We start from the raw sequence: 25,954 nt of genomic DNA on the forward strand, positions 1-25,954 counted from the left end.
GGGCCCCGGGCGTCCCTCACGCGGGGGCCAGGACCGGGTCCGGGTGGTCGTGCCCGTGGGTGGTGCCGGCCTGCGCGCCGGCCGCGCACGACAGCAGCTCGGCGATCCGTCCCCGGCAGCCACCGCACCCGGTGCCGGCGCGGGTCGCGCGGCCGACGTCCTCGACGGTCACCGCACCGGCGGCAGCAGCCTCGGTCACGGTCCCCGCGGGGACCCCGTTGCACCAGCACACGGTGGCCGCCGGGTCGTCCGGCCCGGAGCTGACCGTCGCCTCGTGCGCGGAGTCGAGACGCAGCACGACGCCCGGGTCCTCGGGCAGCTCGGCACCCCGCTCGAGGAGGAGCGTCAGCTCGGCACCGGCCCGGGGAGCCCCCACGGCGACGAAACCGTCGAGCACGCCGTCCCGGGCGACCGTCCTGACGTAGCGACCGCGGGCCGGGTCCAGCCACTGGGACACCTCGCGGGCACCGTCGACCGCCTCGTCCCACGGGTCGACGTCGACGGTGCCGCCGGCGACGACGTCGACTCCGCTGGCCTTGACCATGACGACGTGCGGGCGGCGGGGGGCGGGCCCGCGGTCGACCGGCGACCGCCCCTCGGCCTCGGCGACGAGCCGGGACGCGAGCGCCTCGGCCTGCCGCCACCCGGGTGCGAGCAGCCCGGAGGGGGCACCCCCGACCCGCCCGTCGGGACCCCGGTCACCCGGGGCCGCGACCTGGGCGCAGTCACCGACGGCGAACACGTCAGGGTCGCCCCAGCAGCGCAGGTCCGGCTCGACCAGGATGCCGAACTCCGTGTCCAGCCCTGCCGCCTCAGCCAGCTCGGTGCGCGGCCGCACCCCGCAGGAGAGGAGGAGCAGGTCTCCGCCGACGAACGTGCCGTCGGCGCACACCAGCCCCCGGAACTGCGCCCCCGAGCCGGTCTGCCGCAGGCTCACCGACTCGGCCACGGCGTGCGCGTGCACCTCGACCCCGGCCCGTCGGGCAGCACGGGCGAGCATGCGCCCGCCGTCCCGGTCCAGGGTGCCCGCCATCGGGGTCTCCCCGGTGTGGACGACGCTCACCTCCGCGCCCACGTCGCGCACGGCGAGCGCGATCTCCATCCCGAGGACGCCGGCGCCCAGGACCACGACCCGACCGCGGGTCCCCACGACCTCGCGCACCGTCTCGGCGTCGCGCAGGTCGCGCAGCGTCACCACGCCACGCGGGCGCACGGCCCGACCCCGGTCGAGGTCGCCCGTCGCGTCGGGCGGGGCCGAGGGGACGCGGCCGACCCCCTCGAGACCGCCCAGCCGGGGCACGTTGGCGCGTGAGCCGGTGGCGAGCACCAGCCGGTCGTACGGGACGTGGTCCCCCGCTCCCGTGCGCACCCTCTGCCGGTAGCGGTCCACCGCGACCGCCGCCTCGGCCGTGCGGATCGTCACCCCCGCCGCGCGGGCGGCGGCCGTGTCGGTGATCTCCAGCCGCTGCCGGTCGGTGCGGCCGACGGCATACTCCCCCACCAGCACGCGGTTGTAGGCGTCCTCCGCCTCGGCCCCGAGGACGGTCAGGGTCATCGACCCGGCCGCGACGGCCGGCAGGAGACCCTCGACGAACCGGGCACCCACGGGGCCGTAGCCGACGAGGACGACGCGCGAGGGGCGGGCGGCGGCGGGCGCCGGGGGCCGGACGGGCTGGTTCACGGGAGGTCCTCCTGGTCGGCCTCGTCGTCGGGAGGCCCGACGACGACGAGGGTGCGCTTGAACTCGGGCATCCGCGAGACGGGGTCCACCGCCGCCTCGGTGAGCAGGTTGGTGCACTCGGCCCCGGCGTAGTGGAAGGGCAGGAACACGGTGTCGAGGCGCATCCCGGGGCTGAGCCGGAGCCGGGCCCGCACGCTGCCGCGGGGGCTGCGCACCGACACCTCATCCCCCTCGACCAGCCGCAGCCGGGACGCGGTCGCCGGGTGCAGCTCGGCCGTGAGCCGCGGCTGCGCGGCGAGCAGCTCGGGCACCCGACGGGTCTGCGCCCCGGACTGGTAGTGCTCGAGCAGCCGTCCGGTGATCATCGTCAGCTGGCCCCCGCGCTGCCCCAGGGGCTCGCGCACGACGGGCGTGACCGGCACCAGCCTGGCCCGCCCGCCCGGCCGCGGGAAGCGGTCCGCGAAGAGCCGGGGGGTCCCGACGACGTCACCCTCCACCGTCACCCGGCTCCCAGGCTCGGGTATGACGTGGGCCGGGCAGGGCCAGTAGGCCGCCACCCCGGTGTCGAGCAGGCGGTGCGAGAGCCCGGAGTAGTCCGCGGGGCCGCCGGCGCTGGCGCGCGCGAGCTCGTCGAAGACCTGGGCGGGCTCCGTGGGCCACGCCCCCGGGGCGTCGAGGAGGCGGGCCAGCTCGGCGAGCACCCACAGGTCGCTGCGCGCCTCACCGGGTGGCGGCACGGCGGCCCGGCGGCGCAGCACCCGCCCCTCCAGCGAGGTCGTCGTCCCCTCCTCCTCGGCCCACTGGGTCACCGGGAGGACGACGTCGGCCAGCTCGGCGGTCTCGGAGAGGACGAAGTCGCAGACGACGAGCAGGTCGAGCCCGCCCAGACCCGCGCGGACCGCGCCCGCGTCGGGAGCGCTGACGACGACGTTGGAGCCGTGGACGAGCAGGGCCCGCACGCCGCCGGGTCTGCCCATCGAGGCCAGCAGCTCGACGGCGGGCAGTCCCGGGCCGGGCAGCTCGTCGGCGGCGACGCCCCACACGCCGGCCATGTGCTTGCGGGCGGCCGGGTCGGAGATCGAGCGGTAGCCGGGCAGCTGGTCGCACTTCTGGCCGTGCTCGCGACCCCCCTGCCCGTTGCCCTGCCCGGTGAGGGTGCCGTAGCCGGAGCCGGGCCGGCCGACCAGCCCGAGGACGAGCGCCAGGTTGATCGCCGCGGTGGCGGTGTCCGTGCCGTCGACGTGCTGCTCGACGCCGCGCCCGGTGATGACGTAGACGCCGTTCCCGGCCGCCAGCCGTCGGGCGACGTCGCGGATCCGGCCGACCGGCACCCCCGTGACCTGCTGGACGCGCTCGGGCCACCACGCGTTGACGCTGAGCCGCAGCTCGCGCAGCCCCTCGGTCCGCTCCCCCAGGTAGGCCTCGTCGGCCAGCCCCTCGGCCAGCACCACGTGCGTGAGCCCGAGGAGCAGGACGAGGTCGGTGCCCGGCGCGGGGGCCAGGTGCGTGCCCCCGCCCTCGGCGGTGAGCTCGGCCGTCTGCGACCGGCGGGGGTCGACCACGACGAGACCACCGCGCTCGCGTGCCCCCTGCAGGTGCGAGAGCAGCGGCGGCATCGTGGCGGCGGGGTTGGAACCGAGGAGCAGGATCGTCGAGGCGGCGTCGAGGTCGGTGACCGGGAAGGGGAGACCCCGGTCCACACCCAGCGCCCGGTTGGCCGCCGCCGCTGCCGACGACATGCAGAAGCGGCCGTTGTAGTCGATGCGGGAGGTGCCGAGGGCGACCCGGGCGAACTTGCCCAGGTGGTAGGCCTTCTCGTTGGTCAGTCCGCCGCCGCCGAAGACACCGACCGCGTCCGCGCCGTGGCGCCGGCGCACGTCCCGCAGGCCGTCGGCGACCACCGCCAGCGCGCGCTCCCACGTGGCCGCGACCAGGTCGCCGTCGGCGTCACGGACGAGCGGGCGGGTGACCCGGTCGCCGACGGTGAGCACCTCGGCGGCGGTCCACCCCTTGCGGCACAGCCCGCCCCGGTTGGTGGGGAACTCGCGCGGGGCCACCTCGACCGTGCGCCCCGCAGGGGTGAGACGCATGCCGCACTGCAGGGCGCAGTAGGGGCAGTGGGTGTCGGTCGCGGAGGTGATGGTCGCGGAGGTGATGGTCATGTCTCTCGTCAGATCCGGACACCGGTGCGCCGGCTCATCCGCAGGTAGACCCCGCCGGTCACGGCGAGGATCACGGCATACGCCGCGACGAACCAGAGCAGTCCCACCTCGTAGGTGCCGTAGACGGTCTGCGAGCGACCGAGCGCCTGGGGGATGAGGAAGCCGCCGTAGGCGCCGACCGCCGAGATGAGGCCGAGCGCCGCCGAGGCGGCCCGCTGGGCCCCGACGTCACCGGGTCGGTGGTGGGCCTCACGCTCGCCCGCCCGCAGGGCGAAGATCGTCGGGACCATCCGGTAGGTCGAGCCGTTGCCGATCCCCGCCGCCGCGAAGATCACGAGGAAGAGACCGAGGAAGACGGGGAAGGTGGCCAGCTCGATCGTGCGGCTCACGGCGAGCGCGCCGAGCGCGAGGACCGAGAGCGAGCCCATGGTCACCACCGTGCCCCCGAACCGGTCCGCCAGACGGCCGCCGAACGGACGCGAGAGCGAGCCGACGAGAGCGCCCAGGAAGGCCAGCGACAGGCTCGCCGACCCGACCTGGAACGCCGAGAACTGGGGGAACTGGTCGGCGACGAGCTTGGGGAACACCCCGGCGAAGCCGATGAAGGACCCGAACGTGGCCACGTACAGCAGCGACATCACCCACAGGTGCGGCTCGCGCAGGACCGCGAGCACGGCCCAGACGTCGGCGCGCGCCGTGGTGAGGTTGTCCATGCGGACGGCGGCGCCGACCATCGCCACGAGGATCAGCGGCACCCAGACCCAGCCGGCCAGCGGCAGGGCCAGGGCCGTGCCCGCGCCGACGGTGATGACGATCGGCACGACCAGCTGGGCGACGGCCGCCCCGAGGTTGCCGCCGGCCGCGTTGAGGCCCAGGGCCCAGCCCTTGTCGCGCTGGGGGTAGAAGAAGGTGATGTTGGCCATCGAGCTGGCGAAGTTGCCGCCGCCGACGCCCGCGAGGGCCGCGACGACCAGCAGCACGCCGAAGGAGGTGTCCGGCCGCTGGACGACGAGCGCCAGGCCGGTCGTCGGCACGAGCAGGAGCCCGGTCGAGACGATGGTCCAGTTGCGCCCGCCGAAGCGGGACACCGCGAAGGTGTAGGGGATGCGCAACGTCGCGCCGACGAGCGCCGGCATCGAGATCAGCCAGAACAGCTGACCGGTGGTGAGGTCGAAGCCGGCCGCGGGCAGCGACACCACGACGATCGACCACAGCTGCCAGACGCAGAACCCGAGGAACTCGGCGAAGATCGACCACCGCAGGTTGCGGTCGGCGACCTGCTTGCCGCCACCGGTCCACTGCGCCGGGTCCTCGGGGTCCCAGCCGTCGACCCAGCGGCGCGGCAGGGAGGTGAGCCCGGGGGCGGCCGCTGGCGGGCCCGGGGGGACGAGCGTGCGGGCGGACGGTCCGCCCGGCGGGGAGACGAGGGTCGTCATGGTCTCACCCGGCCGCGGCGGCGTCGGCGGCGAGGGCCAGCGGCGCCACGGCGACGACGCCGTCCTGCTGGCGGACCTGCCAGACCGGCAGGTGCAGGGCGGGGGTGGTGTAGCACTCGCCGGTCACCAGGTCGTAGACGTCCTTGTGCAGCGGCGAGGCGACGGTGGGTCGGCCCGCCCGGGAGCCGACGATCCCGCGGGACATCACCGCGGCCCCCGTGGCGGGGTCGATGTTGGACACGGCCCGGACCTGGAGGTCGCCGTCCTCGGGGACGAGGAAGATCGCGACCTGGGCGTCGCCGACCAGCGCCGCCTCGCCCCAGCACGGGGCGAGGTCGGCGGCGCGGCACACGGTGGTCCAGACGTGGTGGGAGGTCGTCGTGGTGGACGGCACGATGGGTCCTTTCCGTCGGTGTGACGTCGCCCGGTGGAGGCGGGTGACGTCCGGTGAGGCCGACGCTAGGCGGGTCGTGTTTCGGTCGGTCGCCCGTCGTGGTTCCGGCTCGTTACGGCTCGCCCACGCCTCCGGGGACCCACCGTGAGCGCTGCGTCATGCGGCGTTACGAGGGGGAAACACGGTGGACACGCAACCCCGTTAGCGTCCGGACGGTCAGCGCACCCTCCCCCGAGGAGCAGTCCATGACCCCCGACCAGAACTCTCGTCCCGGCCCCGGCCAGGACGACCCCCGGCGCGTCGTCGTCGTGGGCGGCGGCCCCGCGGCCCACCGGCTCACCGAGGCGCTCGTCTCCCGGCTCCCGGCGGTCGAAAGCCCGTTGGTCGTCAGCGTCCTCGCCGAGGAGCCGCACCGGCCCTACGACCGCGTGGCCCTGTCCCGGCGGCTGGCCGGTCCGGTCGACCTCACCCTGGCGCCCGACGTCTGGGACCACGCCGCCGTCACGCTGCGGACCGGGACGGCCGTGGCCGGGATCGACACCGCCGCAGGCACGGTCGTCCTCGCCTCCGGGGAGGAGGTGGGGTACGACGAGCTGGTCCTCGCCACGGGGTCCTTCCCCTTCGTGCCTCCCGTGACGAACGCCTCGGCCGCGCGCGTCTACCGCACGCTCGAGGACGTGGACACCCTGGCCGCGGAGATCGCCGAGATCGCGGCACGCGAGGGCCGGCCCGCCCGGGTGCTCGTCGTCGGGGGCGGGCTGCTCGGCCTCGAGGCCGCCGGGGGTGCGGCTCAGCTCGGTGCCGAGGCCGCGGTCGTCGACCTCGGCCGGTGGCTCATGAGCACGCAGCTCGACGAGGGTGCCGGCCAGGCGCTGGGCCGTCTCGTGCGCGACGCCGGGATCTCGCTGCACCTCGGCTCGCCGCCCGAGGAGGTCCTCACCGAGGGCGGTGTCGTGCGCGGCGCCCGCCTGGGCGACGGCACGGTCGTCGCCGCCGACGTCGTCGTGCTCTCCGTCGGCATCCGGCCCCGGGACGAGCTGGCCCGCGCCGCCGGCCTGTCGCTCGGCGAGCGCGGGGGCGTGCTCGTCGACGGCACGTGCGCGACGAGCGTCGCGCACGTCTGGGCGGTCGGGGAGGTGGCCGCCGTCGACGGCCGCTGCATCGGACTGGTGGCACCCGCCAACGCGATGGCCGAGGTCGTCGCGGACCGGATCTGGGGAGGGAGCGCGGTCTTCCCCGGCGTCGACGACGCGACGCGGCTCAAGCTCGCCGGGATCGACGTGGCGAGCTTCGGCGACGCCTTCGCCCGCACGGAGGGGTCCCTGGAGGTCGTCTACGCCGACCCCGCCCGCGGCCTGTACCAGAAGGTCGTCGTCAGCCCCGACGCACGCACCCTCCTCGGCGGCATGTTCGTCGGCGACGCCTCCCCCTACTCGGCCCTGCGCCCGCTGGTCGGGCGGCCCCTCGACGCCGAGCCCGCGGCCTACCTGTCCGCCGGCGGTCAGGCGCCCCCGGACGCCGAGCTCCCGGACGACGCGATCGTCTGTTCGTGCAACAACGTGACCGCCGGGTGCATCACGAGCTGGATCCGGGGCGAGCAGGGCCCGGCGTGCACCGACCTGGGCAGCCTCAAGGCGTGCTCGCGCGCCGGGACGCAGTGCGGCTCGTGCACACCTCTGGTCAAGCGGACCCTCGAGGCCGAGCTGACCCGCACCGGGGTGGCCATCTCCCGGGCGTTGTGCGAGCACGTGGAGCTCAGCCGCGCCGAGCTGTTCGAGGCGGTGCGGGTCCTGGGGCTGCGCACGGCCGAGGAGGTCATGCGCCGCTTCGTGACCGGGCTGGGCTGCGACATCTGCAAGCCGGTCGTCGCCTCGGTGCTTGCCACCCAGACCGGGGACTACATCCTCGACGACGGCGCCGGCCCCCTGCAGGACACCAACGACCGGGCCCTGGCCAACCTGCAGAAGGACGGGACCTACTCGGTCGTCCCGCGGGTCCCCGGCGGCGAGATCACCCCGGACAAGCTCATGGTCATCGCCGAGGTGGCGCGGGACTTCGGGCTCTACACCAAGATCACCGGAGGTCAGCGCATCGACCTGCTCGGAGCGCGGCTGGAGCAGCTGCCCCAGATCTGGCGGCGGCTCGTCGACGCCGGCATGGAGTCGGGGCAGGCCTACGGCAAGAGCCTGCGCACGGTGAAGTCCTGCGTCGGGTCGTCGTGGTGCCGCTACGGGGTCCAGGACTCCGTCGCGATGGCGATCCTGCTCGAGGAGCGCTACCGGGGGCTGCGCTCGCCCCACAAGATCAAGCTGGGGGTCTCCGGCTGTGCCCGGGAGTGCGCGGAGGCCCGGTCCAAGGACGTCGGCGTCATCGCCACCGAGCAGGGCTGGAACCTCTACGTGGGGGGCAACGGCGGCTTCCAGCCCGCCCACGCCGAGCTGCTCGCCACCGACCTCGACGACGAGACGCTCGTCCGCTACGTCGACCGCTACCTGATGTACTACGCGCGCACCGCGGACCGTCTCCAGCGCACGTCCCGGTGGCAGCAGGAGCTGCCCGGCGGCCTCGACCACGTCCGCGAGGTGGTCTGCGAGGACTCCCTGGGGCTGGCCGCCGAGCTGGAGGAGGCGATGGAGCAGCACGTCGCCGGCTACGAGGACGAGTGGGCCGCGACTCTGCGCGACCCGGTGCGCCTGGCCCGCTTCCGCTCGTTCGTCAACGCCCCCGACCAGCCCGACCCGGAGGTGGTCCTGGTCCCCGAGCGCGGTCAGCGCCGGCCCGCGACACCGCAGGAGCGGGCGACGCTTATCGCCGGCACGGCGATCCCCGTCCGCCCCGCGGACGACCTGCCGGGGGGCCGCTGATGCGCGTCGACCTCGACCTCGCCGGCCGGACCGTGCTCGTCGTCGGCGGACCGGCCGCGACGCGACGGGTGCGCGCGGGCGTCGAGGCCGCCGGCGGCACCGCCCTCGTCCTCCCGGCCAGCGAGGCGGTCACGCTCCTGCGTCCCTCTGCCGAGCCCCCTGCCGGTCCCGCCGCCGACCTCGTCGTCTGGGTCGAGGGACCCGAGCGTGACCGCGAGCTGGTCCGGTCGTCCGCCCGGTCGGCGCGGGTCCCGGTGACGACCGCACCGCCGGCTGGCGACCGGGGACGCGTCACGCTGGTCGGGGGCGGGCCGGGGCACGCGGACCTGCTCACCGTCGCGGGACGGGACGCGCTGGCCGCCGCCGACGTCGTCCTCTACGACCGGCTCGGCCCGCACGACCGGCTCGCCGAGCTGGCCCCCGGTGCCGAGCTCGTCGACGTCGGCAAGACGCCGGGGCACCACGCCGTGCCGCAGCGCGAGATCGAGCGGCTCCTGGTCGGGCACGCCCTCGCCGGCGCCCACGTCGTGCGGCTCAAGGGCGGCGACCCGTTCGTGTTCGGCCGGGGGTCGGAGGAGGTGGCCGCCTGCCGGGCCGCCGGGGTGGACGTGCACGTCATACCCGGGGTCACCAGTGCCGTGGCGGTCCCCGGCGCCGCCGGGATCCCGGTCACGCACCGGGGGCTGAGCCGGTCGTTCACCGTCGTGTCCGGTCACGTCCCCTTCGACGAGGAGGAGTATGCGCACCTGCGCGGCGTCGGCGGCACGCTCGTCGTCCTCATGGGCGTGAACACCCTCACCCAGGTCGCGGCGGGCCTCGTGCGCGCCGGCATGGACGCGGCGATGCCCCTGGCGGTGGTGGAGCGCGGCTTCCTGCCCGGGCAGCGCACGAGGATCACGACCGTGGGCGCCGTCTGCTCGCGGGGCGGGCCCCCGGGCGTCTCCTCACCGGCCGTGGTCGTCGTCGGCGAGGTCGTGCGGCTCGCCGGGCCCGACGGTGTCGCCGAGCTCGCGGTCGCCGTGGGGGCCTGCGTATGACGCGCCCGTCCACCCCGTCGCTGGCCGGCTTCCGGGTGGGCCTGACGAACGACCGGCGCTCGCAGGAGTACATCGACGCCTTCGAGCGCCGCGGTGCCGAGGTCCTGCACGCCCCCACCATCCGGACCGGCACCGGGGACGACCCCGCCGTGGTCGCGGAGACGCGGGCCGTGCTCGCGGCCCGACCCGACATCCTGCTGGCCAGCACCGGCTACGGCATGAGGCGCTGGCTCGAGCTCTCCGACGAGGAGGGGCTGCTGGAGCCGTTGCTCTCCACGCTGGCGGCGACCCGCATCCTCGTCCGCGGACCCAAGGCACGCGGTGCGGTCCGCGCCGTCGGCCTCGAGGACCAGGGCATGGGTGAGCACGAGACGATGACCTCCCTCGTCGACCGGGTGCTGCAGCACGACGTGCGCGACGCGGTCGTCGTCGTCCAGCACGCCGGCTACCTCGACGAGGAGGCCACCGGTCGCCTCCGCCGGGCGGGCGCGACCGTGCTGGCGGTCTCGCCCTACCGCTGGCGGCACCACGAGGACGTGGCGGCCGTGCTGCGGCTCGTCGAGGCGGTCTGTGCGCGCACGGTGGACGCGTTGACGTTCACCAGCGCGCCGGCGGTCGAGGCCTTCTTCGCCGTCGCCGCGCGCCACGGGCTGGTCGAGACCCTGCTCGAGGCGCTGCGCGGCGACGTCGTCACCGCCTGCGTCGGTCCGGTGACCGCCGCCCCGCTGCAGGAGGCCGGCGTCGACCCGCTCGTCCCCGAGCGCTACCGGACCGGCGCGCTCATCAAATTGCTGTGCGAGCACCTGGTCGAGGCGCGCGTCGTGCACGCCCGCACCGCCGAGGGTGCGGTGGAGCTGCGGGGGCGCCACGTCAGCGTGGACGGGACCGGGGCCACCCTGACGCCCAACCAGGTGGCGCTCTTCCGGGTGCTGCTCGAGGCACAGGGACGCACGCTGAGCCAGGTCGAGCTCGGCCAGGCCCTGCCCAGCCCGCTCGACGCGCACGCGGTCGAGATGGCCGTCAGCCGGGTCCGGCGCGCGCTGCCAGCCCCCGGCCTCATCCGGACCGTCGTCAAGCGGGGCTACCGGGTGCCGGTCCTGTGAGGTGGGTGGGCGCCCACCTCACGCCGCACCACCGCGGGCTCGCGTCAGTCCATGTCCTCCAGCTCGCGACCCTTGGTCTCCGGCACCCACTTGATGACGAAGCCGAGGGAGAGCAGCGCGCACAGCGTGTAGAAGCCGTAGGCGAAGCCCAGCCCGACGTCGGCCATGACCGGGAAGCTGGTCGAGATCGCGAAGTTGGCCAGCCACTGGGCGGCCGCCGCGATCCCGAGGGCCGTGGCCCGGATCCGGTTGTTGAACATCTCGCCCAGGAGCACCCAGACGCCCGGGCCCCACGACATACCGAAGAAGACGACGAAGGCGTTGGCCGCGACCAGCGCGATCGGGCCCTGCTGGTCGGACAGGACCGGCACCATGTCGCCGGCCGCGTTCGCCACCCGGTCGGCGGTCGCGAAGATCCACGCCATCGTCCCCAGGGACAGGAACATCCCCGCCGAGCCGATCATCAGCAGCCGCCGGCGACCGATCCGGTCGATCAGCGCGATGGCCACGATCGTCACCACGATGTTGGTCACCGAGGTGATGACCGTCTGGGTGAGCGCGTCCTCCTCGGTGAAGCCGACGGCCTGCCACAGCGTGGAGGAGTAGTAGAAGATGACGTTGATCCCGACGAACTGCTGGAAGACCGACAGCCCGATGCCGATCCAGACGATCGGCAGCACCTTGCCGCCGGCGCCGCGCAGGTCGTTGAGGGAGGTCCGTGCCTCCGTGCGCACCGTGCGCTGGATCTCCGCGATCCGCTCGGGTATGCCGCGCAGCATCACCCGGCCGAGGACCTGCCTCGCCTCGTCCAGCTTGCCCAGGGTGACGAGGTAGCGCGGTGACTCGGGGATGGTGAGGGCGAGCACGCCGTAGGCGACCGCCGGGATGATCTCGGCCCAGAACATCCAGCGCCACGCGGTGCTCCCCCACAGCGGCTCGCCCGACCCCCCGGCCACGCTGGCGAGGAAGTAGTCGGACAGGAGCGCGATGAAGATGCCGGTGACGATCGCCATCTGCTGCAGCGAGCCGAGCCGGCCGCGGATCGAGGCCGGCGAGATCTCGGCGATGTAGGCCGGGGCGATCACCGACGCGGCGCCGACGCCCATGCCGCCGACGACACGCCAGAAGATCATGTCCCAGGCGCCGAAGGCCAGCCCGGAGCCGATCGCCGAGATCGTGAACAGGACCGAGGCCAGCACCATGACCCGGATCCGGCCGATCCGCTCGGCCAGCCGGCCGGCGATGTAGGCGCCCGCGACGCACCCCAGGAGCGCGGAGCTCACCACGAAGCCGGTGAGCGCCGAGCCCATCCCGAAGTCCTCGCGCATCGCGTTGACCGCGCCGTTGATGACCGCGGTGTCGAAGCCGAAGAGGAAGCCACCGAGGGCCGCCACCGAGGCGAGCAGGATGGCCTGGCTCAGGACGTAGTCCTTCTCGCCCACCTGGACGTGGGTCCGGTCGTCCGTCATGTCCGTCTCCTCCCGAGGGGGCGGCGTCGTCGCCGCGTGCCGACAGTCTGCACCCGAGCCTGCGTCGCCGCCACCGATCCGGCGGCTGGTCTAGCCTGGGGCGGACCCTTCTCGGCGAGACACAAGGACGTGGTGCGCATGCGGCTGGCGAGCAGGCTGGATGACCTCGGGACGGAGACCGCCTTCGCGGTCGCGGCAGCGGCCGCCGACTGGAAGGCGCGCGGGAACGACGTCTACCCCTTCCACCTCGGCGACCTCGACTTCGCGCTCGCCCCGCACATCGTCGAGGCGATGGACCGGGCGATCGCCGACGGCCGCACCGGCTACTGCCCCGGCCCCGGCATCCCCGAGCTGCGGGCCGCCCTCGCCGAGGACATCGGCAGCCGTCGCGGCACGGCATACACGCCGGAGAACGTGACGGTGATGACCGGCGGCAAGCCGGTGATCACCAAGTTCGTGCAGGCGGTGATGAACCCCGGTGACGAGGTGCTCTACCCCAACCCCGGCTTCCCGATCTACGAGTCCCAGATCGAGTACCACGGCGGCGTCGGGAAGGCCTACCGCTACCTTCCCACCGACTCCGGCTTCGCCATCGACCTCGACCAGGTCGCCAGCCTCATCACCGACCGGACGGTCGCGATCATCTACAACGACCTCCAGAACCCGATCTCGGCGGAGTCGACCGACGCCGAGCGGGAGGCCGTCGCGCAGCTGGCGGTCGAGCACGACCTCTGGGTGCTCTCCGACGAGGCCTACTTCGAGATGCGCTACGAGGGGGAGTCGACCTCGATCGCCACCCTCCCGGGGATGGCCGAGCGGACCGTGATCCTCTACACGTTCTCGAAGAAGTTCGCGATGACCGGTTCGCGCCTGGGCTGCGCGGTCGCGCCGCCGGAGCTGGGCAAGGTCTTCGGCACCATGAACACCAACGACGAGTCGTGCACCACCCACTACGTGCAGTGGGCCGGCATCGCGGCGCTGCAGGGCACCCAGGAGCCGGTGCGCGAGATGCTCGACACCCTGCGGGGGCGCCGGGACACGGCCTGCGAGATCGTCAACGGCACCCCGGGCATGGCGGTCGAGGTGCCGAAGTCGACGTTCTACCTCTTCCCCGACGTCACCGAGGCGATCGAGATCGTCGGGGCTCGCGACCTCGCGGACTTCGCGCAGCGGGCGCTGCACGAGACCGGCGTCAGCTTCTGCACGCGCAACCACTTCGGCCGGCCGCAGCCGGGCGAGGACCGCCGTTACATCCGGTTCGCCTACTCGGGGCTGTCGCAGGAGCGGATCCGCGAGGGGCTCACGGGGATGCGGCAGTGGATCGAGGCGGCGCGGTGAGCCGGGTCGTCGTCACGGGTCGGATCCCCAAGCCGGGCCTGGACATCCTGCGTCGCGACGGGCACGAGGTGGTGGCCTGGGGCAGCGAGGAGCAACAGCCTCGCGAGCAGCTCCTCGAGCAGGTGCGCGGCGCCGACGCCCTGCTCACCCTGCTCACCGAGCAGGTGGACGCGGAGCTGCTCGACGCGGCGGGCGAGCAGCTGCAGGTGGTCGCCAACGTCGCGGTCGGCCACAACAACATCGACGTCCCGGTATGCCGTGAGCGCGGGGTGGTCGTGACCAACACCCCCGGGGTCCTCACCGACGCGACGGCCGACATCGCGATGGCGCTCATCCTCATGGCGAGCCGGCGCCTCGGCGAGGGCGAGCGGGTCATCCGCAGCGGGACGCCGTGGCAGTGGGGGATGTTCTACCTGCTCGGCTCGGGGCTGCAGCACAAGACGCTGGGCGTCGTGGGACTCGGTGGCATCGGGGCGGCGACCGCTCGGCGGGCCCGGGCGTTCGGGATGAACGTCGTCTACAGCTCGCGGTCGCAGGCCCCGCGGGAGCTGGAGCTCGAGCTCGGGGCGCACCGGGTCGACATGGACACCCTGCTGGCGACGAGCGACGTGATCTCCCTGCACTGCCCGTACACCTCGAGCACCCACCACCTGCTCTCCAGCGAGGAGTTCGCGGCGATGAAGCGGACCGCCTACGTGGTGAACACCGCGCGCGGGCCGGTCGTCGACGAGGCGGCGCTGGTCGAGGCGCTCAAGGCGGGGGAGATCGCCGGTGCCGGTCTCGACGTCTTCGAGGACGAGCCGGCGGTGCACCCCGGCCTGCTCGAGTGCGAGAACGCCGTGCTGGTGCCCCACCTCGGGTCGGCCACCATCGAGACCAGGACGGCGATGGCCACGCTGGCCGCGGACAACGCCGTGGCGGTGCTCGCGGGGCGGGAACCGCCGACGCCGATCCGGTGAGGGCGGCGGCATACCCCGGGACAGCAGAAGGCCCCCTCCGCGGAGGGGGCCTTCTTCCTCTGTCTCAACACAGAGCGCGCCCGAAGGGATTCGAACCCCTAACCTTCTGATCCGTAGTCAGATGCTCTATCCGTTGAGCTACGGGCGCAACGAAGGTCAACCTTATCGGATCGCCGCGGGGATCACGAAATCGCGGGCCTCTCGGCCGCCGCCCCGGTCTCCCGGTGCCGGCGCTCGTCCAGGCGGCGCATGACCGGCGTCGCCAGCAGGCCGTGGATGACCACGGAGACGGTGATGGTGAAGCCGACGACGGACCACAGCTCCAGCCCCTCCTCCACGTGCTCGCTGCTCAGCGCGTAGGCAAGGTAGTAGATCGAGCCCACCCCCCGGACCCCGAACCAGGCGATCGCCGCACGTTCGGCCCGGTCGGCCTGGGTGCACCCCAGGAGCGAGACCCACCCGACGACCGGGCGCACCACGAGGACCAGGAGCAGCCCGAGGGCCGCGCCGCCCCAGGTCAGACCGGCGAACAGGCCGGCGGACATCGCGGCGCCGATCATCAGGAGCAGGACGAGCGTGAGCAGCATCTCGGAGCGCTCGATGAAGGTGTGCAGCTCGGTGTGCACGCCGTGGTTGCGCTCGGCCGAGCGCAGGGCGAGCGCCGCGACGAAGACGGCGAGGAACCCGTAGCCGTGGATCAGCTCGGTCAGTCCGTAGACCGCGAACGTCACCGCCAGCGCGAACAGGGGCGTCCCGATCTCGGCGACCCGCCGGCCGCCGAGGCGGACCCGGAAGAGGAGGGAGCCGAGCGCACGTCCCGCGACCCAGCCGACCACGCAGCCGATCACGATCTTGCCCAGCAGGGTCCACAGCACCCACTCCAGGCCCCACTCCTGCCAGGCGCCGCGGCCCATGAGGAACAGGCCGAGGTAGACGAACGGGAAGGCCGCGGCGTCGTTGAGCCCCGCCTCGCTGGTGAGGGTGAACCGGACCTCGTCCTCCTCGCTCTCGACGTCCCCGTCCTGCGCACCCTCGACGGCACCCTCGGTCACCGGCCCACCCACCTGCACCTCGTCGGCGAGCACGGGGTCGGTCGGGGCGAGCACCGCCCCCAGCAGGATCGCGGCCGGCACCGACAGCCCGACCGCCCACCACCCCAGCAGCGCGACGGCGGCGATCGTCAGCGGCATCGCGACGAGGATCATCCGCCACGTCGGCGACCACGTGCGCCAGTTCAGCGGCCGCTCCAGGGCGAGGCCGACCCCCATGAGCGAGATGATCACCGTCGCCTCGGCGAGGTGGGAGGTGGCCCGCGCGTCCAGCAGCGGGCTCATCGGGTCGCGCCCCGGGATCACCAGGCCGGCGAGGAAGCCGAAGCCGAGGACGACCATCGGCACCGACATCGCCCGCCCCTCCACGACCCGGGGCAGGATGCTGGCGAGGAGCAGACCCAGGCCCAGGACGAGGTAGACGAGTTCGGACGACACCGCTGAAGCGTAGGCCCGTCGGGCAGGCCCGACGAACGGGCCGCCGGAGGCCGCGGAGTGTGACGGATACCGCAGCCCGGTGGGTCCTGGGGGGTCGGAGCAGCCTCGGAGGGGCGATACGGTGAGAGGGAGGCAGAGTGGCCTTGACGACGACTGGCGAGGACGCCAGGAAGGGAGCGCACATGCTGCAGAACCAGACCACCGGGGGCACCCGTCACGCCGACCTCGACGCGTGGGTGCGGGAGGTCGCCGACCACACGCAGCCGGACGAGGTCGTGTGGGTGACGGGGTCCGACGAGGAGATCGAGCGGATCAACGCCACGCTCGTGGAGGCGGGGACCTTCACCAGGCTGGCCGAGGACAGGAAGCCCAACAGCTACCTCGCGCTGTCGGACCCCGACGACGTGGCCAGGGTCGAGGACCAGACCTACATCTGCTCGGTGGAGGAGAAGGACGCCGGGCACACCAACAACTGGATGGACCCGCAGGAGATGAAGGACCGCCTGTGGCCGCTCTTCGAGGGGTCGATGCGCGGTCGCACGATGTACGTCATCCCCTTCGTCATGGGTCACCTCGACGCCGAGGACCCCAAGTTCGGCGTCGAGATCACCGACTCCGCCTACGTCGTGGCCTCGATGCGCATCATGGCCCGCATCGGCAGCACGGTGCTGGAGCGGATGGAGGCGACGGACGCGACATACGTCAAGGGCCTGCACTCGGTCGGCGCGCCCCTGCAGCCGGGCGAGCAGGACGTGGCGTGGCCGTGCAACGAGACGAAGTACATCGTCCACTTCCCCGAGGAGCTGGCCATCTGGTCCTACGGCTCCGGCTACGGCGGCAACGCCCTGCTCGGCAAGAAGTGCTACGCGCTGCGCATCGCCTCGGTGATGGCCCGGGACGAGGGCTGGATGGCCGAGCACATGCTCATCCTCAAGCTCACCAACCCGGAGGGGAGGACGCACTACATCGCCGGCGCCTTCCCGTCCCAGTGCGGCAAGACCAACCTGGCGATGATCGAGCCGACGATGCCGGGCTGGAAGGCCGAGCTCGTCGGGGACGACATCTCCTGGATGCGTTTCGGTCCCGACGGACGCCTGTATGCCGTGAACCCCGAGTTCGGGTTGTTCGGTGTCGCCCCCGGCACCGGCGCCGACACCAACCCGGTGGCGATGGCCACGATCGAGAAGGGCAACTCGATCTTCACCAACGTCGCACGCACCCCCGACGGTGACGTCTGGTGGGAGGGTCTGACGGAGGAGCCCCCGGCCGAGCTCGTCGACTGGCACGGCCGGCCGTGGACCCCGGACTCCGACGCCGTGTCCTCGCACCCCAACAGCCGGTTCTGCACGCCGATCACCCAGTGCCCGACGATCGCGCCCGAGTACGACGAGCCGAACGGCGTGCCGATCTCGGCCATCATGTTCGGCGGACGCCGCAAGACGACGGTGCCGCTGGTCTCGGAGTCCCGCGACTGGCAGCACGGCACGTTCGTGGGCGCCACGCTGTCCTCGGAGACCACGGCGGCGGCGACCGGTGCGGTCGGGGTGGTGCGCCGTGACCCCATGGCGATGCTGCCGTTCATCGGCTACAACGCCGGGAACTACGTCGACCACTGGCTGGAGATCGGCAAGCAGGCCGACGCCGACAAGCTGCCGCGGATCTTCATGGTCAACTGGTTCCGCCGCGACGAGGACGGGTCCTTCCTGTGGCCCGGCTTCGGGGAGAACGCCCGGGTCCTGAAGTGGATGTTCGAGCGGCTCGAGGGCGCCGTCGAGGCTCAGGAGAGCCCGATCGGCTACCTCCCCCACCCCGGGGACGTCGACACCGACGGGCTGGACGTCGGCGAGGCCCAGGTCGCCAGGGCGCTGCGCTTCGACCCCGAGGAGTGGTCGGAGGAGCTGCCGCTCATCCAGGAGTGGTTCGAGCAGTTCGGCGACGACCTGCCGGCCGCCATGAAGGACGAGCTGGCCACGCTCGAGCAGCGCCTCGTCCGGGTGGACGCCTGATGTCCATCACGCCGGGCGAGGAGCCCGGGCCCCGCACCGAGGAACCGCTGCTGGCCGAGGAGCCGCTGCCCCCCGGCGGTGACAACCTCGCGCGGACCGTCGAGGAGATCGACAAGAAGATCCGCAGCCGCGGGCCCGACGAGGTGGAGGACGCGGACGAGGCTGCCGACGCCGCCGAGGGCGACGCCGAGGACGCCGACGAGCGCAGCGGCGACGACGGTGCCGGCTCGGACGCCGACGCCCAGCAGGACCCCACCTCCGACGAGGGCGCCGACCCGGAGGACCCCGAGGCCCAGGGCGCCGACGAGCCGGGCGCCGACGGGACCGGCTGAGCGCGCACGGCATACCGGTGGACGTGCAGAACCCCCGGCCGCACGGACCGGGGGTTCTGTCATGATCTGGCGGAGGCGGAGGGATTTGAACCCTCGATGGGGCTCTAAACCCCAAACCCGCTTAGCAGGCGGGCGCCATAGACCGGACTAGGCGACGCCTCCAGAACGCAGATCAGCGTACCTGCACCCCAGGGTTGCACCAAAACACGACCCCCTCCCAGCACACCGTCAGCAGTGACTGGTAGGACAATGGTCCTCTCCTGCTTCGTGAAAGGGATGTGCCCGGCTCGATGAACGACCACGACCCGCCCGCCGGTGGCTCCCACGCCGCCCGTCGCGAGCACGAGACGTGGGAGGCTGGACGGTCCCCGGGCGCGCCGGGGACGGGCCTGGGCCGGTCCCTGGGGCTGACCACCCTGTCCGCCCTGCTGCCGGGCTCGGGGCTGCTGCGCACGCGTGCGTGGGTGCTGGGGATCTTCCTCGTCACGCTGGCCGTGGCCTCGCTCGGGGTGCTCGCCGCGACCGTGTGGCGGGAGGGCCTGACCAGCACCGCCCTCGCGACCGCCGCCGACGAGCGTCGGCTCCGGATCGTCCTGGGCATCCTGATCGCCGGGACGGTGCTGTGGGTCGGGGCCGTGGCGCTCACCGCGGTGCTGACCCGCCCCCGCCGCGCCAGCCGCGGACAGCGGTGGGCGCTCGCCGGGTTCACCGCGCTGCTCTGCCTGGCCGTGACGACGCCCGCAGCCCTGGGCACGCAGTACATCACCAGCCACCTGTCGGCGATGGACAAGGTGTTCACCCAGGACGAGCCGCTCACGCCCGGGTCGCCACGGCCGACGTCGGCGCTGGGCCCGGACCGGCTGGACCCGTGGGCGCAGCTGCCCCGGGTCAACATGCTGCTCCTCGGCTCGGACGCCGCGGAGGCGCGCGAGGGCACGCGGACGGACACGATGATCGTCGCGAGCATCGACACGCACACCGGCGAGTCGGTCCTCTTCTCCATCCCCCGCAACCTGCAGCGGGTCCCGATCCCGCGGGACAACCCCCTGCACGAGGTCTACCCGTCCGGGCGCTACGACTGCGGCGACCAGTGCCTGATGAACGCGATCTGGACCGAGGCGGAGCTCAACGCCGAGGAGAACCCGCAGCTGTACGCCGACGACCCGACCCCGGGCCTCACGGCCACCCGGGACGTCCTCTCGGCCGTCCTCGGCGTGGACATCCACCACACCGTGATCGTCAACCTCGAGGGTTTCTCCGACCTGGTCGACGCCATGGGCGGGGTGCGCGTGACCGTCCAGGAGCCGATCCCGATCAACGGCCGCACCTACACCGACGCCAACGGCGTCATCCAGCTGGACCCCGAGTCACCCAACTTGGAGTGGCTCGAGCCGGGGACCCAGACCCTGACCGGCCGCCAGGCCCTCGGCTACTCGCGGTCGCGGGTCACCACCGACGACTTCAGCCGGATGCGTCGCCAGCGCTGCATGGTCGCCGCCCTCATCGAGCAGGCGGATCCGATGACCCTCCTCCAGCGCTACCCCCAGATCATCTCCGCCGTCGGCGACAACGTCGTGACGGACATCCCCCAGTCCGACCTGGGCGTGTGGGCCGAGCTCGTCCTGCTGGTGCAGGGCGCCTCCATCCAGAGCCTGCCCTTCACCCCGCAGAACACCGACGTCGCCGACCCCGACTTCGCGCAGATCCGCTACGACGTGTGGGAGGCGCTGCACCCCGCTCCCGAGCCCGCCCCCGCCCCGGGTGGGGACCCGCAGGAGCCGACCGCCACCGCGACGCCCGCGGCTCCGCAGGAGCCGGACGACTCCCCGACCGTCACGCCCGACGACGGCTCGGCCACCACCACCGAGTCGGACGAGCTGTCCGACATCGGCGCCGTCTGCGACTGATCCCGGGCCCGGGTCGCGGTCGGAGGAGAGCGCGGCGTGACCTCTGTGCGATGATCGGCGGGACGCCTCGGCCGGTCCCGGCCGAGGCCTGGAGGGTTCGCATAGCGGCCGAGTGCAGGCGCCTTGAAAGCGCCCGAGGGAAACCTCCGTGGGTTCAAATCCCACACCCTCCGCCGGCACACCCGGGTCGCCCCGACGTGCACAGGGGGGTGGGTCGTGGGTAGTGTCGAGGTGAATCGTTGACCCATGAAAGGAGTCACCATGAACAAGCTTCTGCTGCTCGTCGGCGCTGGTGTCGGTTACGTGCTGGGGGCGCGCGCCGGACGCGAGCGCTACGACCAGATCGCCGACCAGGCCAACAAGCTCTGGACGGACCCGCGCGTGCAGACCAAGGTCGAGGAGGTCAAGACCAAGGCCCCCGAGGTCGCGCACACCCTGGGCGACCAGGCCAAGGCCAAGGCGACCGAGGTCAAGGCCAAGGTGTCCGGTCACGAGACCACCGGCACCTCCGGTACGTACAGCAACGAGACCGGGTCCGTGGACCCCACCACCGGTCCCCAGGTGGACTCCTCCAGCTTCGGCCCCGGCGGCGACAAGCTCCCGTGACCTGACCTGAGCACGACGGAGCGGCCCGTCCCCGGAAGGGGGCGGGCCGCTCTCTCGTGCTCCGGGTATGCCGTGGCGCGTCAGATCCTGTGCGCGTCAGATCCAGAGCGCGGGCTCGTCGTAGAGCGCGTGCTGGGGGTCGACGCCCGGCTCGCAGGCGCGGACCTTCGCGGGCACCCCCGTCGCGACGCACATCGCGGGCACGTCCTTGGTGACGACCGCGTTGGCGCCGACCTGCGCGCCGTGGCCGAGGACGATGTTGCCCAGCACCTTGGCCCCCGCCCCGACGGTGACGCCGTCACCGAGGGTCGGGTGGCGCTTGACCGGTTCCATCGAGCGGCCGCCGAGGGTCACCCCGTGGTAGAGCATCACGTCGTCGCCGACCTCCGCGGTCTCGCCGATGACGACGCCCATGCCGTGGTCGATGAAGAAGCGCCGGCCCAGCGTGGCCCCGGGGTGGATCTCGACGCCGGTGGCAGCCCGGGCGGCTTGCGAGAGCAGCCGTGCGGGCAGCCGGTGGCCGCGCCCCCAGAGGGCGTGGCTGACCCGGTGGGTCCAGATCGCGTGCAGCCCCGGCGAGGCCAGGGCCATCTCCACACGGCTGTCCGTGGCGGGGTCCCGCGCGACCGCGGCGTCCAGGTCGTCCCGGACGGTGGCGACGGCCCGGCCGAGCACCCCGGCGGCCCGCCGGGGTGCTCGGACAAGGGTGAGGAGGGTCATCAGTCGCGCAGGTCCTCGAAGAGCACCGTGGAGAGGTAGCGCTCACCGAACGAGGGGATGACGACGACGATGGTCTTGCCGGCGCTCTCGGGGCGGCGGGCGATCTCCAGGGCGCCCCAGACGTTGGCGCCCGAGGAGATCCCGGCCAGGATGCCCTCCTCCGTCGCGAGCGCGCGGGAGACCCGGATCGAGTCCTCGAGCGTGGCGTCGAGAACCTCGTCGTAGAGCTCGGTGTCGAGGATCTCGGGAACGAAGTTGGCGCCGAGACCCTGGATCTTGTGGGGGCCGGGCTGGCCACCGGAGAGGATGGGGCTGTCGGCGGGCTCGACGACGGCCAGGCGCACGTCCGGCTTCTGCTCGCGCAGGTAGCGGCCGGCGCCGGTGATGGTGCCGCCGGTGCCGACGCCGGCGACGAAGACGTCCACGCCGCCCTCGGTGTCGGCCCAGATCTCCGGGCCGGTGGTCTCGTAGTGCACCTTGATGTTGGCCGGGTTGGCGAACTGCCGCGCCCGCACCGCGCCGCGCTCGGCCGCGATCTCCTCGGCCTTGCCGACGGCTCCGCGCATCCCCTCCGAGCCCGGGGTGAGGACCAGCTCGGCGCCGTAGGCGCGCAGGAGGGCGCGGCGCTCGAGGCTCATCGTCTCCGGCATGGCCAGGACGACCTTGTAGCCCCGGGCGGCGCCGACCATCGCCAGCGCGATGCCCGTGTTGCCGGACGTGCCTTCCACGATGGTGCCGCCGGGCTGGAGCTCGCCGCTCTCGACGGCGGCGTCGATGATGGAGGCTCCGATGCGGTCCTTGACGGAGGCGGCCGGGTTCTGCGACTCCAGCTTGGCCAGGACCTGCGCTCCGTCGGCGATGCCGTCGGTGAGGCGGCGCAGACGCACGAGGGGGGTGCGGCCGATGACCTGGGTGATGTCGTCGTACACGGGCACGGGAGGAGGCCTTTCGTCGGGGACAAGCGATGTCGCTACCCATGTTATACAGGGGCCAACGTCGGGTTATTCCCCTTGCCGGGTCCAGGCTTGTCCGGCCCGCGCACTACCCTCCCCCTATGGACGTCGGAGTTCTTCAGGTCGTGGCCATGGTTCTCGCCGCGGTCGTCACCCTCACCGCGGTGGCGCTGTTCGTGCGGTCGGTCAACAGCTTCGTCACCGTCTTCCGCCTGGGGCAGCCGGCGGCCCGGACGGACGAACCGGGCGCCCGGAGCGTCACGCTCGTCCGCGAGTTCCTCGGTCACACCCGGATGGCGCGCAAGCCGGTGGTGGCGGTCGCGCACTGGTTCGTGATGGTCAGCTTCGGCCTGCTCTTCCTCACCCTCCTCACCGCCTACGGGCAGCTCCTCGACCCGCACTTCGTCCTGCCGCTCATCGGCCACTGGGCTCCCTACGAGTGGCTCACCGAGATCTTCGGCTGGTCCGCGGTGGTGGGCATCCTCGTGCTGATCGTCGTGCGACAGCGCAACCACCCGCGCAGCCAGGGGCGCCGCTCACGGTTCTGGGGCTCCAGCTTCTGGCAGGCCTACTTCGTCGAGGCGGTGATCCTCGGCGTCGGCCTGTGCATCGTCGCGCTCCGCGCGCTGGAGTATGCCGTGGGCCGCGCCCAGGGCGAGACCTGGGCCAGCGCCCTGCACTTCCCGCTGACCGCCTGGCTCGGCCGGCTCCTGGAGGGGTTCTCGGTCGGGGCTCTGGAGACGGCGGTCGTCCTGGTCGCGCTCCTGAAGATCCTGATCTCGATGACGTGGCTGATCACCATCGCCCGCACCCCGACGATGGGGGTGGCCTGGCACCGCTTCCTCGCGTTCTTCAACATCTGGTTCAAGCGGCACCCCGACGGGCGCACCTCGCTGGCCGAGCTGCAGCCGGTCATGGTGGGCGGCGAGCCGCTGGACTTCGAGGAGATCGAGGACCTCGACGAGGACGCCGCGCTGGGCGTCGGCAAGGTCGAGGACTTCACCTGGAAGGGGCTCCTCGACTTCTCCACGTGCACCGAGTGCGGCCGCTGCCAGGAGCAGTGCCCGGCCTGGCGCACGGACAAGCCCCTCTCGCCCAAGATGCTCGTGCTCAACCTGCGCAACCACCACCAGGCGAAGGCCCCCTGGCTGCTGGCCGACGAGGCGCACCGTGACGCGGCGACCGCCTCCCTGGCCCAGCACCCCGGTGACGGGCTCCCGGACCGGCTGCACGGCATACCCTCCGGGTCGGTGCTGGAGGCGCAGCGACCGCTCGTCGGTGAGACCGAGGGGGACCCGACCGTGCCCAGCGGCGGTGCCGTCATCGACCCGGACGTGCTGTGGTCGTGCACCACGTGCGGGGCGTGCGTGGAGCAGTGCCCGGTCGACATCGAGCACGTGGACGCGATCGTGGACATGCGGCGCTACCAGACCCTGATCGAGTCGGCGTTCCCGAGCGAGCTGGGCGGACTGTTCAAGAACCTCGAGAACAAGGGCAACCCGTGGGGCATGAACGCCCGGCTGCGGATGGACTGGGCCAAGGACCTGCCGTTCGAGATCCCGATGGCGGGGGCTGACGTCGAGGACATGGCGGAGGTGGACTACCTGTTCTGGGTCGGGTGCGCCGGCGCGTTCGAGGACCGCGCCAAGAAGACGACGCGGGCGGTGGCCGAGCTGCTGCACACCGCGGGCGTCACCTTCGCGGTGCTCGGTGACGGGGAGACCTGCACGGGTGACCCGGCCAGGCGCGCCGGCAACGAGTTCCTCTACCAGATGCTGGCGATGCAGAACGTCGAGGTCCTCAAGGAGGTCAACGCCACGAAGATCGTGGTGACCTGCGCCCACTGCTTCAACACCATCAAGAACGAGTACCCCCAGGTGGGCGGCCAGTTCGAGGTGGTCCACCACACCCAGCTGCTCAACCGTCTGGTGCGCGAGAAGCGGCTGACCCCGGTGGCCCGCCCGGGCGAGGCCGACACGTCGGGCGTCGCGTCGACCGCGGAGACGGTGACCTACCACGACCCGTGCTACCTGGGCCGCCACAACCAGGTCTACTCCCCGCCCCGCGAGCTGCTCGGGGCGCTGCCGGGGGTGGAGCTGCGGGAGATGCCGCGGCACGGCGAGAAGTCCTTCTGCTGCGGCGCCGGCGGCGCCCGGATGTGGATGGAGGAGAAGCTGGGCACCCGCATCAACCTCAACCGCACCGAGGAGGCCATCGCGACCGGCGCCGACCGGATCGCGATCGGCTGCCCGTTCTGCCGGGTCATGCTCTCCGACGGGCTGACCCAGAAGCAGTCCGAGGGTGCGCGCGAGGAGGTCGAGGTGGTCGACGTGGCGCAGATGCTCCTGGCCGCCGTGCGCCGGGGCGAGGATCCGGAGCGGGCCGCCGGGACGCAGTCCCAGCCCGACCCCACCCCCGTCGCCTGAGCTGTCCCGGCCGAGAGGGTCAGGGGCGGACGTCGGCCGCGCTCAGCGCGACCGCTGCGTAGTTCTCCCAGTAGACCTCGCCCCGCAGGTGCATCGCCCAGGCTGCGCGCGGGCCGACGTAGCGCAGGTGCCACGGCTCGTAGGCGTAGCCGGTGACGTCCGCGCCACCCTCGGGGTAGCGGATGATGAAGCCGAACCGGTGCGCGTTCTCCGCGACCCACCGTCCCTCGGGGCTCTCGCCGAAGCAGGCGAAGCCGCCGCAGGTGCCGGTGAGGTCCACGGCCAGGCCGAGCTGGTGCTCGCTGAACCCCGGTCGCGCCGACACCCGGTCGGCCTGCTCGGGACCGGACCGACGGACCCAGTCCTCGTAGGTCCCCGCCTGTGTCGCGTAGTCCCGGAACCCGGAGGTCACGGAGACGACCGGGTGCCCGGCCTCGCGCGCCGCCTCGACCAGCAGCACGAGCTGGTCGGCGACCTCCGCGCGCGCCCGGTAGGGACCGTCGAACAACGGCACCAGGTCGTCCGGGGCGTAGTCGAGCGGTTCGATCCCCTGGTCGCGGGTCAGCAGCGTGTAGAGGCGCTCCGGTTCACCGGCCTCCAGCTCGGTGGGCGGCAGGCCTGCCACGGCGGCGAACGGGTCGCAGGCCCACCAGACCACGGTGGGTCCGAACCGTTCCAGCCCGGCGCGGCCGGCGGCACCGGGGACCGGGCCCTCCGCCCGGCCGACCTCCTGCCCGGGGTCGCACAGGCTCTCCCGACGAGCGTGCGGGGTGGACCGACCCGGTTCGCCCGGCACCGTCGGGGTGGCGACGGCGACCGGGGCACTCCGCAGAGCCGGCGCGGTCGGGGCGCCGACCGGGGCGTCGGCGGACACCGGGCTCACCGCCAGCATCGTGCCGCCCAGCGCACCGGCCACCAGGAGGCGGCCGACCGGTCGCCGGAAGGACCCTCGGACGTGCCGTCCCACCGGTCCGACAGGGTCGGCCGGGGCGCGGTGCCGCGGACCCCGCCGCGGCACCTGGTGGCGGGGGACCGTGCGGTGGCGCGGCGCAGCGGCTGGCCGGTGCCTCATGG

The 25,954-nt window shown here is 73.1% G+C and carries 19 protein-coding genes and 3 tRNA genes; 11 read left to right on the forward strand and 11 right to left on the reverse strand.

Annotated elements, in window-relative coordinates:
• Positions 1–16: 16 nt before the first annotated feature.
• The 4 genes from D4B81_RS10765 to nirD are packed head-to-tail and all read right to left on the reverse strand — an operon-like array spanning position 17 to position 5,673.
• Positions 17–1,681: an FAD-dependent oxidoreductase gene (locus tag D4B81_RS10765; protein ID WP_237565942.1), complete on the reverse strand. Its 1,665-nt coding sequence runs from the start codon at positions 1,679–1,681 to the stop codon at positions 17–19.
• The gene (locus D4B81_RS10770) at positions 1,678–3,843 is read right to left on the reverse strand and encodes a molybdopterin oxidoreductase family protein (protein WP_237565943.1); all 2,166 of its coding nucleotides are present in this window, start codon (positions 3,841–3,843) and stop codon (positions 1,678–1,680) included. The genes D4B81_RS10765 and D4B81_RS10770 overlap by 4 nt, the downstream gene beginning before the upstream one ends.
• A gap of 8 nt (positions 3,844–3,851) precedes the next feature.
• Positions 3,852–5,279, reverse strand: a complete 1,428-nt coding sequence (locus tag D4B81_RS10775; protein WP_122262638.1) for an MFS transporter — start codon at positions 5,277–5,279, stop codon at positions 3,852–3,854.
• A gap of 4 nt (positions 5,280–5,283) precedes the next feature.
• On the reverse strand, positions 5,284–5,673 hold the full coding sequence (gene nirD / locus D4B81_RS10780) for a nitrite reductase small subunit NirD (RefSeq protein ID WP_229735270.1): 390 nt from the start codon (positions 5,671–5,673) through the stop codon (positions 5,284–5,286).
• Positions 5,674–5,918: 245 nt separating this feature from the next.
• Between nirD and nirB the strand changes: the two genes are divergently transcribed.
• The 3 genes from nirB to D4B81_RS10795 are packed head-to-tail and all read left to right on the forward strand — an operon-like array spanning position 5,919 to position 10,677.
• On the forward strand, positions 5,919–8,537 hold the full coding sequence (nirB, locus tag D4B81_RS10785) for a nitrite reductase large subunit NirB (RefSeq protein WP_122262642.1): 2,619 nt from the start codon (positions 5,919–5,921) through the stop codon (positions 8,535–8,537).
• The gene (cobA, locus tag D4B81_RS10790; protein ID WP_122262644.1) at positions 8,537–9,574 is read left to right on the forward strand and encodes a uroporphyrinogen-III C-methyltransferase; all 1,038 of its coding nucleotides are present in this window, start codon (positions 8,537–8,539) and stop codon (positions 9,572–9,574) included. Before nirB ends, cobA begins: the two co-directional genes overlap by 1 nt.
• Positions 9,571–10,677, forward strand: a complete 1,107-nt coding sequence (locus tag D4B81_RS10795; RefSeq protein ID WP_122262646.1) for a uroporphyrinogen-III synthase — start codon at positions 9,571–9,573, stop codon at positions 10,675–10,677. The genes cobA and D4B81_RS10795 overlap by 4 nt, the downstream gene beginning before the upstream one ends.
• A gap of 44 nt (positions 10,678–10,721) precedes the next feature.
• Here the strand turns inward: D4B81_RS10795 and D4B81_RS10800 are convergent, their stop codons facing one another.
• Positions 10,722–12,146 carry a sugar porter family MFS transporter gene (locus D4B81_RS10800; RefSeq protein ID WP_122262648.1) on the reverse strand — a complete coding sequence of 475 codons (1,425 nt, stop codon included), beginning with the start codon at positions 12,144–12,146 and terminating at the stop codon, positions 10,722–10,724.
• 138 nt (positions 12,147–12,284) lie between these two features.
• Here D4B81_RS10800 and D4B81_RS10805 point away from each other — a divergent pair, with 138 nt between their 5' ends.
• On the forward strand, positions 12,285–13,484 hold the full coding sequence (locus D4B81_RS10805; protein ID WP_122262650.1) for a pyridoxal phosphate-dependent aminotransferase: 1,200 nt from the start codon (positions 12,285–12,287) through the stop codon (positions 13,482–13,484).
• A complete protein-coding gene (locus D4B81_RS10810) occupies positions 13,481–14,443 on the forward strand; it encodes a 2-hydroxyacid dehydrogenase (RefSeq protein ID WP_122262757.1) in 963 nt (320 codons plus the stop codon). The genes D4B81_RS10805 and D4B81_RS10810 overlap by 4 nt, the downstream gene beginning before the upstream one ends.
• Before the next feature lie 75 nt (positions 14,444–14,518).
• On the opposite strand, the gene D4B81_RS10815 is transcribed toward D4B81_RS10810, so the two are convergent.
• Positions 14,519–14,591: transfer RNA gene (locus D4B81_RS10815), tRNA-Arg, on the reverse strand.
• 34 nt (positions 14,592–14,625) lie between these two features.
• Positions 14,626–15,930 carry a cation:proton antiporter gene (locus tag D4B81_RS10820; RefSeq protein ID WP_122262652.1) on the reverse strand — a complete coding sequence of 435 codons (1,305 nt, stop codon included), beginning with the start codon at positions 15,928–15,930 and terminating at the stop codon, positions 14,626–14,628.
• A 182-nt stretch (positions 15,931–16,112) separates the two neighbouring features.
• Between D4B81_RS10820 and D4B81_RS10825 the strand changes: the two genes are divergently transcribed.
• Positions 16,113–17,936, forward strand: a complete 1,824-nt coding sequence (locus tag D4B81_RS10825) for a phosphoenolpyruvate carboxykinase (GTP) (protein ID WP_122262654.1) — start codon at positions 16,113–16,115, stop codon at positions 17,934–17,936.
• On the forward strand, positions 17,936–18,268 hold the full coding sequence (locus D4B81_RS10830; protein ID WP_122262656.1) for a hypothetical protein: 333 nt from the start codon (positions 17,936–17,938) through the stop codon (positions 18,266–18,268). The genes D4B81_RS10825 and D4B81_RS10830 overlap by 1 nt, the downstream gene beginning before the upstream one ends.
• Before the next feature lie 67 nt (positions 18,269–18,335).
• On the opposite strand, the gene D4B81_RS10835 is transcribed toward D4B81_RS10830, so the two are convergent.
• A tRNA-Ser gene (locus D4B81_RS10835) sits at positions 18,336–18,430 on the reverse strand.
• 128 nt (positions 18,431–18,558) lie between these two features.
• Here D4B81_RS10835 and D4B81_RS10840 point away from each other — a divergent pair.
• From D4B81_RS10840 to D4B81_RS10850, 3 genes are all read left to right on the forward strand, one after another.
• The gene (locus D4B81_RS10840) at positions 18,559–20,175 is read left to right on the forward strand and encodes an LCP family protein (RefSeq protein WP_161965124.1); all 1,617 of its coding nucleotides are present in this window, start codon (positions 18,559–18,561) and stop codon (positions 20,173–20,175) included.
• Between the two features lie 90 nt (positions 20,176–20,265).
• A tRNA-Ser gene (locus D4B81_RS10845) sits at positions 20,266–20,348 on the forward strand.
• A gap of 88 nt (positions 20,349–20,436) precedes the next feature.
• On the forward strand, positions 20,437–20,781 hold the full coding sequence (locus D4B81_RS10850) for a YtxH domain-containing protein (protein ID WP_097188697.1): 345 nt from the start codon (positions 20,437–20,439) through the stop codon (positions 20,779–20,781).
• Positions 20,782–20,877: 96 nt separating this feature from the next.
• Here the strand turns inward: D4B81_RS10850 and epsC are convergent, their stop codons facing one another.
• Positions 20,878–21,501, reverse strand: a complete 624-nt coding sequence (epsC, locus tag D4B81_RS10855; RefSeq protein ID WP_122262660.1) for a serine O-acetyltransferase EpsC — start codon at positions 21,499–21,501, stop codon at positions 20,878–20,880.
• Positions 21,501–22,436 (reverse strand): cysteine synthase A, encoded by a 936-nt coding sequence (cysK, locus tag D4B81_RS10860; protein WP_122262662.1) that lies wholly within the window; start codon positions 22,434–22,436, stop codon positions 21,501–21,503. Before cysK ends, epsC begins: the two co-directional genes overlap by 1 nt.
• Positions 22,437–22,555: 119 nt before the next feature.
• Between cysK and D4B81_RS10865 the strand changes: the two genes are divergently transcribed.
• Positions 22,556–24,880, forward strand: a complete 2,325-nt coding sequence (locus D4B81_RS10865) for a (Fe-S)-binding protein (RefSeq protein WP_122262664.1) — start codon at positions 22,556–22,558, stop codon at positions 24,878–24,880.
• A 19-nt stretch (positions 24,881–24,899) separates the two neighbouring features.
• Here D4B81_RS10865 and D4B81_RS10870 read toward each other — a convergent pair whose 3' ends face one another.
• Positions 24,900–25,952 (reverse strand): M15 family metallopeptidase, encoded by a 1,053-nt coding sequence (locus D4B81_RS10870; RefSeq protein ID WP_122262666.1) that lies wholly within the window; start codon positions 25,950–25,952, stop codon positions 24,900–24,902.
• Positions 25,953–25,954 lie beyond the last annotated feature (2 nt).

Source organism: Ornithinimicrobium cerasi (genome assembly GCF_003702705.1).
In the GTDB taxonomy this organism is placed as follows: Bacteria; Actinomycetota; Actinomycetes; order Actinomycetales; family Dermatophilaceae; genus Ornithinicoccus; species Ornithinicoccus cerasi.

What these genes read in the sequence shown, in the direction of transcription:
- nirB (WP_122262642.1), top strand. Translation starts at nt 5,919, where the DNA reads ATGACCCCCGACCAGAACTCTCGTCCCGGCCCCGGCCAGGACGACCCC.
- D4B81_RS10850 (WP_097188697.1), top strand. Translation starts at nt 20,437, where the DNA reads ATGAACAAGCTTCTGCTGCTCGTCGGCGCTGGTGTCGGTTACGTGCTG.
- D4B81_RS10800 (WP_122262648.1), bottom strand. Translation starts at nt 12,146, where the DNA reads ATGACGGACGACCGGACCCACGTCCAGGTGGGCGAGAAGGACTACGTC.
- D4B81_RS10795 (WP_122262646.1), top strand. Translation starts at nt 9,571, where the DNA reads ATGACGCGCCCGTCCACCCCGTCGCTGGCCGGCTTCCGGGTGGGCCTG.
- cobA (WP_122262644.1), top strand. Translation starts at nt 8,537, where the DNA reads ATGCGCGTCGACCTCGACCTCGCCGGCCGGACCGTGCTCGTCGTCGGC.
- epsC (WP_122262660.1), bottom strand. Translation starts at nt 21,501, where the DNA reads ATGACCCTCCTCACCCTTGTCCGAGCACCCCGGCGGGCCGCCGGGGTG.
- D4B81_RS10840 (WP_161965124.1), top strand. Translation starts at nt 18,559, where the DNA reads ATGAACGACCACGACCCGCCCGCCGGTGGCTCCCACGCCGCCCGTCGC.
- D4B81_RS10770 (WP_237565943.1), bottom strand. Translation starts at nt 3,843, where the DNA reads ATGACCATCACCTCCGCGACCATCACCTCCGCGACCGACACCCACTGC.
- D4B81_RS10870 (WP_122262666.1), bottom strand. Translation starts at nt 25,952, where the DNA reads ATGAGGCACCGGCCAGCCGCTGCGCCGCGCCACCGCACGGTCCCCCGC.
- D4B81_RS10805 (WP_122262650.1), top strand. Translation starts at nt 12,285, where the DNA reads ATGCGGCTGGCGAGCAGGCTGGATGACCTCGGGACGGAGACCGCCTTC.
- D4B81_RS10825 (WP_122262654.1), top strand. Translation starts at nt 16,113, where the DNA reads ATGCTGCAGAACCAGACCACCGGGGGCACCCGTCACGCCGACCTCGAC.
- D4B81_RS10775 (WP_122262638.1), bottom strand. Translation starts at nt 5,279, where the DNA reads ATGACGACCCTCGTCTCCCCGCCGGGCGGACCGTCCGCCCGCACGCTC.
- D4B81_RS10830 (WP_122262656.1), top strand. Translation starts at nt 17,936, where the DNA reads ATGTCCATCACGCCGGGCGAGGAGCCCGGGCCCCGCACCGAGGAACCG.
- D4B81_RS10865 (WP_122262664.1), top strand. Translation starts at nt 22,556, where the DNA reads ATGGACGTCGGAGTTCTTCAGGTCGTGGCCATGGTTCTCGCCGCGGTC.